Genomic DNA, 1,137 nt, shown 5'->3' with positions numbered 1-1,137 from the left:
GGCTCATCGTAAAAATGAGTGTAGTTGGTGTCTGAATCCGCCGGTGTCGAGCAGTGCTCTGGTGATGTAATGCATGAGATTACGGAAGCCTAAGGCTGTGCCGCGCAGGTGTTCGATTCTGCCGTTGATGGCTTCAGTGGGCCCATTGCTGGTACCGACGTGATCGAAGTATGCCAGGATATCTGCGGCTCGGCGTTTCATGGTCCGGCCCAAGGTTTGGAGTTCTTTGAGCGTGTTCGGAACGCCCTTGCTGATGGAATCTATCAGTTTCCTGAGCCGCTTTTTGGCTTGTTTTCGGTCGGGATGACGGTAGGCCGCCACGATCCGTTGGTAGATGTCATAGGTGGTTTGCACCGGCTGATGGTCAGGGTTGGCAAACACAGCGTCCAGGCGGGTCTGTTGTCGTTCTGTCAGGTAGTCTTTGCCGGTTTTCAGTACTTTGCGGATCCCATAGAGCGGATCGTCCTTGCGCCCCCGATGGCCCAGCGTGGCCTGTTGAATCCGTTGCCGGGCCTTATCCACGGCTTGGCCCGCCAGGGCGACCACGTGGAAGGGATCCATCACCGTGACCGCTTCGGGCAGAGTTTCAGCGGCTGCAGTTTTATAGCCCGTGAACCCATCCATAGCCACGATCTCCACCCCGGCGCGAAACGCGCTGGTTTGAGCCTCGAGCCAGGTAATAAACGTTTGTTTGGATCGGCCCGGGACCATATCCAACAACCGCGCAGGACCGGTGCCATCAGCCACCGGGGTCAGATCGATCACCACAGTGACATATCGGTTGCCCCACCGGGTATGACGCCACACATGCTCATCGACCCCTAACACTCTGACGCCATTGAGTCGGTTGGGATCCTCAATGAGCAACCGCCGGCCGGTCGCCAGCACCGCGTCGTTGGCGGTATGCCAGGACACGCCAAGATTGGCAGCCACCCGGGCAATGGATAACCGGTCGATGACCACCGATTTCAACGCCCACAACGCGGCCGCATGCGAGAGTTTAGCTTCTGGGGCCACCACGGACGTGGTGTCTTGTTGCCACACACAAGCACACGCATCACACCGATACCGACGCAACCGCAAATGCAGCTGGGTTGGCCGCCAGCCCATGGGCACGTGGGTGACGTTGCGCACCAC

1 protein-coding gene is annotated in these 1,137 nt (G+C 58.8%); it reads right to left on the bottom strand.

Features of this window, described 5'->3' with window-relative positions; all coding sequences use genetic code 11:
- Positions 1 to 3: 3 nt before the first annotated feature.
- On the bottom strand, positions 4 to 1,137 hold a 1,134-nt coding region (locus ACYVJT_RS15260; protein WP_499418562.1), incomplete at its 5' end, for an ISL3 family transposase.

This window comes from Yaniella soli (assembly GCF_054782375.1).
This window is presented reverse-complemented; position numbering and strand designations above follow the sequence as displayed.